The sequence below is a fragment of the Bradyrhizobium sp. P2_E8 genome (assembly GCF_056403875.1).
Genome location: NZ_JBFUES010000309.1, coordinates 1 through 7,415 on the forward strand (window position 1 = coordinate 1; position 7,415 = coordinate 7,415).

At 65.7% G+C, this 7,415-nt stretch carries 9 protein-coding genes; 6 read left to right on the forward strand and 3 right to left on the reverse strand.

Annotated elements, in window-relative coordinates; all coding sequences use genetic code 11:
- The coding region (locus AC1D00_RS18460; protein ID WP_477011636.1) for a hypothetical protein at nucleotides 1-591 on the forward strand (591 nt) is incomplete at its 5' end.
- A gap of 162 nt (nucleotides 592-753) precedes the next feature.
- Nucleotides 754-1,131: a hypothetical protein gene (locus AC1D00_RS18465; RefSeq protein ID WP_477011637.1), complete on the forward strand. Its 378-nt coding sequence runs from the start codon at nucleotides 754-756 to the stop codon at nucleotides 1,129-1,131.
- A 6-nt stretch (nucleotides 1,132-1,137) separates the two neighbouring features.
- Here the strand turns inward: AC1D00_RS18465 and AC1D00_RS18470 are convergent, their stop codons facing one another.
- Both AC1D00_RS18470 and AC1D00_RS18475 read right to left on the reverse strand, forming a co-directional pair.
- On the reverse strand, nucleotides 1,138-1,512 hold the full coding sequence (locus tag AC1D00_RS18470; protein ID WP_404555368.1) for a winged helix-turn-helix domain-containing protein: 375 nt from the start codon (nucleotides 1,510-1,512) through the stop codon (nucleotides 1,138-1,140).
- 87 nt (nucleotides 1,513-1,599) lie between these two features.
- Entirely contained in the window at nucleotides 1,600-2,682 is a 1,083-nt protein-coding gene (locus tag AC1D00_RS18475; protein WP_477011638.1) for a substrate-binding domain-containing protein, read from the reverse strand.
- Between the two features lie 113 nt (nucleotides 2,683-2,795).
- On the opposite strand from AC1D00_RS18475, the gene AC1D00_RS18480 reads away from it, so the two are divergent.
- Together AC1D00_RS18480 and AC1D00_RS18485 are read left to right on the forward strand one after the other, a co-directional pair.
- On the forward strand, nucleotides 2,796-4,280 hold the full coding sequence (locus tag AC1D00_RS18480) for an aldehyde dehydrogenase family protein (protein ID WP_477011643.1): 1,485 nt from the start codon (nucleotides 2,796-2,798) through the stop codon (nucleotides 4,278-4,280).
- Nucleotides 4,281-4,467: 187 nt separating this feature from the next.
- Entirely contained in the window at nucleotides 4,468-4,731 is a 264-nt protein-coding gene (locus AC1D00_RS18485; RefSeq protein WP_477011639.1) for a hypothetical protein, read from the forward strand.
- A 4-nt stretch (nucleotides 4,732-4,735) separates the two neighbouring features.
- Here the strand turns inward: AC1D00_RS18485 and AC1D00_RS18490 are convergent, their stop codons facing one another.
- Nucleotides 4,736-5,632 carry an alpha/beta hydrolase family protein gene (locus AC1D00_RS18490; protein WP_477011640.1) on the reverse strand — a complete coding sequence of 299 codons (897 nt, stop codon included), beginning with the start codon at nucleotides 5,630-5,632 and terminating at the stop codon, nucleotides 4,736-4,738.
- 181 nt (nucleotides 5,633-5,813) lie between these two features.
- Between AC1D00_RS18490 and AC1D00_RS18495 the strand changes: the two genes are divergently transcribed.
- Together AC1D00_RS18495 and AC1D00_RS18500 are read left to right on the forward strand one after the other, a co-directional pair.
- Nucleotides 5,814-7,202 carry a class II 3-deoxy-7-phosphoheptulonate synthase gene (locus AC1D00_RS18495; protein WP_477011641.1) on the forward strand — a complete coding sequence of 463 codons (1,389 nt, stop codon included), beginning with the start codon at nucleotides 5,814-5,816 and terminating at the stop codon, nucleotides 7,200-7,202.
- A 4-nt stretch (nucleotides 7,203-7,206) separates the two neighbouring features.
- A partial coding sequence (locus AC1D00_RS18500) for a diacylglycerol kinase (RefSeq protein ID WP_477011642.1) occupies nucleotides 7,207-7,415 on the forward strand: 209 nt, incomplete at its 3' end.

Here is a 7,415-nt window from a genome sequence, read left to right on the forward strand (position 1 = left end):
GGGGATTTCGGGGTGAACGAGAACATCGCTTGCGAGCTGGAGCACGGGCCGGACGCCCGTCTGGTCGATCGCCGTCGGGCGGCCGCCTATGTCGGCGTCACCGCCGGCCGTTTCGAGCAATTGGTGCGCGACAACGTCGTGCCGCCGCCGGTCATGGTCGACAACAAGCGGCGCTGGCCGATCGCATTGCTCGACGTCGCCAAGGACGCGGTCGTCGGCAGCATGCCGTGCCTTCCTGAGGTCGTGGCCGATGCCGCGACCGAGGCGCGCCCCTGCGAGCGCGATCCGGCGCCGGCCTCGCACGAACTGCCCGACCAGGCGTGGTTCGAGCAGCGTGCGCGGTTCGTGCAGCGCGTCCGCCGCTCGCTGCTCTCGGGCAACGAAATCCGTCTCCTGCGCGAGTTCAAGCTGCTCAAGCAGAACCAGATCAGCATGTTCGGCTACTACGGCAGCTTCGAAGCGCTGATGGTGCGCGGCTACGTCGTCGAGATCGACCGCAAGCCGCCGTCGAGCCGCCCGCTGGTGACCTATCGCCTGACCGATCGCGGCGAGCAGGTGGTGGTGGCGCTCAAGGACGAGCCGGCGATCTGAGCGGACGCGTCGCGCTGCCGGCACCGCGCCGACGTCCGAAGTCCATGCCGTTTGAAGCCCTTTGCGGCGGTTCGAGCTGTTCCAAAAGAAGCGGCTGGACCTGATCGCACATATCGCTGTATCTTACGGGATATAGCGGGCTGCCGCGTTCCGGAGCTCTCGATGGAAATTAAAGTCAGATCGCTCACGACCTGCGAGGTGGCAGCCGATGGCGGTGCGATCTCGCTGGGATTCGAGGACGTGACGGGCAATCCCGCCGCCGTCAGCGTCTCACTCAAACAGGTCGGCGCCCTGATCATGACGCTGCCGGGATTGCTGGAGGCAGCACTGAAGGCCCGCTACGGCGACCAGAGCCTGCGCTATGCCTATCCGCTGGCATCCTGGGTGCTGGAACAATCGACCGACACGACCCAGCGCATCATCACGCTTCAGACCGAGGACGGTTTCAAGATCCGCTTCTCGATCCCGAAGGCCGAGCAGAGCCTGCTCGGCGAGGCCCTGACGCAGCCGATGCCCGACGCGTCGATGCGGCCGAACTAGCCGCGCTCAGGACTTGCGCGAGCGGGCGATGTCGCTCCTGAGCGCTTCCAGCTCCTTGTGCACCGCGCGCGCGGCGTCGCGCTCGATCTTGCGGTAGCGGGCAACAAGTTTCTCACCGAACGGCGTCAGCATCGCGCCGCCGCCGTTCTTGCCGCCGGCCTGCGGCTCGACCACGGCATGTCCGCAGATGCGATTGATTTCGTCGACGAGATCCCAGGCGCGCTTGTAGGACATGTCCATGGCGCGGCCGGCCGCCGAGATCGAGCCTTGCTCGCGGATCTGCTCCAAAAGCTCGATCTTGCCGGGGCCGATCCGATCCTCGCCGTCGAGATCGATGCGAAGACTCAGCTGGGGAAGCGATTTGGCGCCCGCGCGCGACATGTTCGGATCTCGAGGGACAATCGAGGGACAATGAAGGCAGATTGCCACTCTTGCCTGCCGCGGACAAGGTGAGGGCGCCGCATCGCATCAGCGCACGGCGTGCATCTCCAGAAACGCCTTCACGCCGGTCACGGTGCCCGTTTCCGACGGCACGTAGCCGGGCAGGCTGGCGACAGCGGTACGAAAATCGGCGCTGCGCATGATATCGAGGATGCGCTGCATCGGCTCGGTATCGAGGAAGGCGCGTTTGCAGACGAAGAAATAATCCTCGGTCACGATGCGAATGAAATCGAGGCCGAAATGCCGGGCAGCCGCCTCGACGCCGAAGCTCGCATCCGCCATGCCGCTCGCGACATAGGCGGCGACCGCGGCGTGGGTGAACTCGATCTGCTGCGCGCCGTTGATGCGGCTTTCGTCGATGCGGTGTGCGGCCAGCAACTGGTCGAACAGAAGGCGCGTGCCGGAATCATGGTCTCGGTTGACGAAGCGGACCTTTGGCCTGGTCAGGTCCTCGATCGTTTCGATGCCAAGCGGATTGCCGCGCGCGACCATCAGCCCCATCTCGCGCGTCACGAAGCTGATGACACGGTCCTCGCGCGGATCGAGCCATTCGCGCGCGGCCTTGATGCCTTGCGCCCGCAACGCGCCGTGCGGCAGATGCAGGCCGGAGAGATCGCAGGCGCCCTGCGCCAGCGAGACCAGCGAATGCTGGTTGCTGACATAGCGCAGGTCGACGCCGATGCCGGGCTCGCGGTCGAGGAATTCGCGCAGCTTTGCCACCGCAAAGCCGTGGCTGGCGTGCACGCGGATCACCGATGGGCGCTGCTCGAGGAACGGCTTGATCTCGCTTGCCAGCTCCTGTGCCAGGTTTTCGAGCTGCGGCCCCAGCCGTGCCTGCATGCGCTCGCCGGCCCATACCAAGCGCTCGCCGAATGGCGTGAGCCTGGAGCCCTTGCCGCGCTGGGTCTCGACCAGCGGCGTGCCGAAGAACTCCGACCATTGCTCGATCAGATTCCAGACGTGCCGGTAGGAGAGGTGCGCGTCGGCGGCCGCACTCGTGATCTTTCCAGTCTTCCGGATTTCGTTGAGCACGCCGAGCATGACCACCGCCGTGCGCGGACTGCCCTCCTGGCGAAACCGCCAAACTGCCTCGATCTCGATCTGGAGCATGAAACAATCTTATGAAGTTGAGTTCATATATCGGGTGGCCATAGGCACACCATATCATATTTACTGCAGCGAATACCGTCCTAATCTGGGATGCCAGAACGGGAGAAAATATGATGTCTGTTGCATATGACTTTGCGCATTCGCCGGCGACCGAGTTCATGGCCCAGCCGCAGCATCTGCTCATCGATGGCCGCCGCGTCCCCGCAAGCTCCGGCCGCACCTTCAAATCCCTCAATCCCGCCACCGGCCAGGTCATCGCCACCGTCGCCGAAGGCGGCGAGGCCGATGTCGAGCATGCGGTGGCGGCCGCGCGGCGGGCGTTCGAGGGCCCGTGGCGCACGATGCGCGCCTCCGAGCGCGGCCAGATCCTGCTGCGCTGGGCCGACCTGCTCAAGGCAAACGCCGAAGAAATCATCGAGCTCGAGTCGATCGATGCCGGCAAGCCGATCTCCGCGACGCTGCGACAGGACTTCCCGGCCGCGGTCGATACGCTGATCTACTACGCCGGCTGGGCCGACAAGATCAGCGGCGACGTCGTGCCCGTGCGTGACGATGCCCTGACCTACACCCTGCGCGAGCCGGTCGGCGTGGTGGCGGCGATCGTGCCGTGGAATTTCCCGTTGATGATCGGGATGTGGAAGCTCGCGCCGGCGCTGGCCTGCGGCTGCACGATCGTGATGAAGCCGGCCGAGCTGACCTCGCTGTCGGCGCTGCGCATCGCCGAGCTCGCGCTCCAGGCCGGCCTGCCGGCGGGCGTCTTCAACGTCGTCACGGGCCCCGGCCGCGTCGTCGGCGACGCGCTGGTCAATCACCCCGATGTCGACAAGGTCACCTTCACCGGCTCGCCTAGCGTGGGTCGCGGAATCATGAAAGGCGCGGCCGGCAACTTCAAGCGCGTCTCGCTCGAACTCGGCGGCAAATCGGCCAATGTCATCTTCGACGATGCCGATCTCGAAGCGGCTTCGAAAGCCGCGGCCTCCGGCATCTTCTTCAACGCCGGCCAGGTGTGCTCGGCCGGCTCGCGCGTGCTGGTCCAGGAGAAGGCCTATGATGAGGTCGTGGAGCGCCTCGCTGCGCGCGCAAAATCGCTGAAGATGGGCGATACGCTCGATCGCAAGACGGCGCTCGGGCCTGTCATCTCCGAGAAGCAGATGAAGTCGATCCTCGACTATGTCGATATCGGCCGGCAGGAGGGGGCGAGCCTCGTCACCGGCGGGACGCGGGTCGGCGAGCGCGGCTACTTCATCAGCCCTGCGGTGTTCGCGAATGTCGAGCACGAGATGCGGATATCACAGGAGGAAATCTTCGGCCCCGTCGTCAGCGTCATCAAGTTCAGGGACGAGGCCGATGCCTTGCGGATCGCCAACGGCACCGCCTACAGCCTCGCCGCCGGCGTCTGGAGCCGCGACATTGGCAAGCTCCAGCGTTTTGCCAAGCGGGCGCGCGCCGGCACGGTCTGGATGAACACCTATGGGTATACCGACGTGCGCCTGCCCTGGGGCGGCGAACGCGACTCCGGCCTCGGCCGCGAGCACGGCACCGCGGCGCTCGACAATTTCACCGAGCCGAAGGCGGTGTGGATGAACCTGGCCGTCTGATACCTCCCGAGCGGCCAAGCCTGGAGCCCGCCTGATCGTCCGGTCAGGCGGGCTCTCTTTCCGAGATCGATAAAATTGTCTGCATTCCGCTCAGCGGCGGCAAACCCTGCGAACAGGAAGCACGGCGCCTTAAACCAGAGCTTTGGAACCAATGCGCATCCTGCCCGCAACAGGGCAGGGCATCAGCATGTCAATTCTCAAGGAGATCGTCGCCGCGATCGCGGGAGTCTACGCACTCCTGTTCGTCTGCGACGCAGTGTTCGGGGTCGGCGAGACGCGCTTCGACGACGCCTATTACAGCGCCAGCTTCTATGCGCCGCGGCCAAAGGAATTCCGCTTCGCCGGCGATACGCCGCCGGCGGTGCGCGTCAGCGATGCCTTCGCGCAGTTCGCGCCGGGCGAAGCCAAGCCGAACAGGCGCTACTCGTCGCTGACGACGATCATTCGCTAACGCATCACTCGCCCTGGATCCATTCCGCCACGCCGCGCCATAGCGTGTCGCGGTGCTCGGGGCGGAAGAAGCCGAAATGGCCGATCGCCTTGGCGCCGACGTCGGACGGCTTCACCGTCAGCACCTCCGGCTTGATCGCCGTGAACCCGCCGGCGAGCAGCTCGACCGCGGGGCGCGTCGCCCAGGCATCGTCKGAGAAGCACAGCGCGCGTAGCTCGCCCTTGAATTTGGCGAAGTTCTCCAGCGCGGGCAGCTTTGAATCGAAGAGATAGCGCGGGCTCGAGACCCAGTCGGCCCATTGCAGGAACACGCCCTTGGGCAAATCCTCGCCAATGCCGGCCCAGCCCGGCGCGTAGCCGAGCGCGTGGGCGAGCGGCACGCCAATGAGGTTCATGAAGGCGAGGACACGGTATTTCTCCGGTGAGGTCATCAGCCGCCAGGTCGCCGCCTGCGAGGCGACGAACGCGGCGCGCGAGATGTCGCTGTTGTTCGCGATCAGCCCGAGCGCCTGGCCGCCGAAGGAGTGGCCGATATAGGCGAGCGGCAGGGTGTTGTAGCGCTCGCGCATCCAGCTCACCGCAGCGGTGACGTCGAGCGCGGCCCAGTCCGACATCGAGGCCTTGAAGCCGACCAGCGATTTCGGCTGGTTGTAGCCGACCATCGCCGGCAGCCGGGAGTCGCCGATGCCGCGATAGTCGTAGGTCAGCACCGCGCAGCCGCGATGGGCGAGATAGGAGGCAAAGCCGCGATAGATCTTTCGCGGGACGGCGGTGGCCGAGTTGATCAGGACGGCATGACGCTTGGTGGCGCGCGGCAGGAACAGGGTGCCGCTCAGCGCATACCCGTCGGTCGCCGGGAAGCTGATCTCGTCGATGAAAACGTCGTCGCGCGCCGCGTCCATGGGCAGCCGGTGTCCCGCCAGTTTCCTTGCCGGTTCCAAGCAAATGCGAATTTGGCTTTCCCCGCAAGGGTTTGCAGCACGAAATGGATTTACAACTGGCGGTCCTTTGCCAGCCTGTGTATAAGGCGGCCCTCGCAACCCACAGATCAGGTTGTGCTTTTTGCCTCACGGAGAGATTGCGATGTCCGAGCGGTGGACGCCCGAGTCCTGGCGCAGCAAGCCGGTGCTGCAGGTGCCCGATTATCCCGACGCCAAGGCCTTGGCCGACGTCGAGGYGCAGCTTGCGACCTTTCCGCCGCTGGTGTTCGCGGGCGAGGCGCGCAATCTGAAGAAGGCCTTGGGGCGGGTTGCGGCGGGCGAAGCCTTCCTGCTCCAGGGCGGCGACTGCGCCGAGAGCTTTGCCGAGCACGGCGCCAACAACATCCGCGACTTCTTCCGCGTGCTGCTCCAGATGGCGGTGGTACTGACCTATGCCGGCGCCGTGCCGGTGGTGAAGGTCGGCCGCATCGCCGGCCAGTTCGCCAAGCCGCGCTCCTCGCCGACCGAAAAGATCAACGGCGTCGAGCTGCCGAGCTATCGCGGCGACATCGTCAACGACATCGCCTTCACCAAGGAAGCGCGTGTGCCGGATCCGCAGCGCCAGCTGATGGCCTATCGCCAGTCGGCCGCGACGCTGAACCTGCTGCGCGCGTTTGCGACCGGCGGCTTCGCCAATCTCGGCAGCGTGCATCAATGGATGCTCGGCTTCCTCAAGGACTCGCCGCAGTCCCGTCGCTACAAGGAGCTCGCCGACCGCATCTCGGACGCGCTCAACTTCATGCGCGCCTGCGGCCTCGATCTCGAGAGCCATCCGGAGCTGCGCGCGACCGATTTCTACACCAGCCACGAAGCGCTGCTGCTCGGCTACGAGCAGGCCATGACCCGCGTCGATTCCACCACCGGCGACTGGTACGCGACCTCGGGCCACATGATCTGGATCGGCGACCGCACCCGCCAGCTCGATCACGGCCATATCGAATATTTCCGCGGCATCAAGAACCCGATCGGGCTGAAGTGCGGCCCGTCGCTGAAGCCCGACGAACTGCTGAAGCTGATCGACGTGCTCAACCCCGACAACGAGCCCGGCCGGCTGACGCTGATCGGCCGCTTCGGCTCCGACAAGGTCGGCGAGCACCTGCCGGGCATGATCCGCGCCGTGAAGCGCGAGGGCAGGGTGGTGGTCTGGTCGTGCGATCCCATGCACGGCAACACCATCACCTCGACGTCGGGCTACAAGACGCGTCCGTTCGACCGCGTCCTGTCCGAGGTGAAGTCGTTCTTTGCGATCCACGCCGCCGAAGGCACCCATGCCGGCGGCGTGCATCTGGAGATGACCGGCCAGGACGTCACCGAATGCCTCGGCGGCGCCCGCGCGATCACGGACGAGGATCTCAACGACCGCTATCACACGGTCTGCGATCCCCGCCTCAATGCCGAGCAATCCATCGACATGGCTTTCCTGGTCGCCGAGCTGCTCAAGCAGGAGCGCGCCGGCAAGGCCAAGCCGATGCCGGCCGCCGCGGGGCTCTAAGACCTTGCTGCGGATCTGGAAGGCCACGATCAACTCCCGTAACGGTCTGGCCTTTGCACTTCGATCGGAGCAGGCCGTCCGCGAGGAGATCTTTGCGCTCCTGCTGTCGCTGCCGCTGGCCTGGTTCATCGGCGCGACCGCGATGCGCGCGGTCGAGCTGGTCTGTGCCGTCGCGTTCGTGCTGGTGGTCGAGCTGCTCAACACCGCGGTGGA

What these genes read in the sequence shown, in the direction of transcription:
- AC1D00_RS18480 (WP_477011643.1), top strand. Translation starts at nt 2,796, where the DNA reads ATGTCTGTTGCATATGACTTTGCGCATTCGCCGGCGACCGAGTTCATG.
- AC1D00_RS18475 (WP_477011638.1), bottom strand. Translation starts at nt 2,682, where the DNA reads ATGCTCCAGATCGAGATCGAGGCAGTTTGGCGGTTTCGCCAGGAGGGC.
- AC1D00_RS18465 (WP_477011637.1), top strand. Translation starts at nt 754, where the DNA reads ATGGAAATTAAAGTCAGATCGCTCACGACCTGCGAGGTGGCAGCCGAT.
- AC1D00_RS18485 (WP_477011639.1), top strand. Translation starts at nt 4,468, where the DNA reads ATGTCAATTCTCAAGGAGATCGTCGCCGCGATCGCGGGAGTCTACGCA.
- AC1D00_RS18470 (WP_404555368.1), bottom strand. Translation starts at nt 1,512, where the DNA reads ATGTCGCGCGCGGGCGCCAAATCGCTTCCCCAGCTGAGTCTTCGCATC.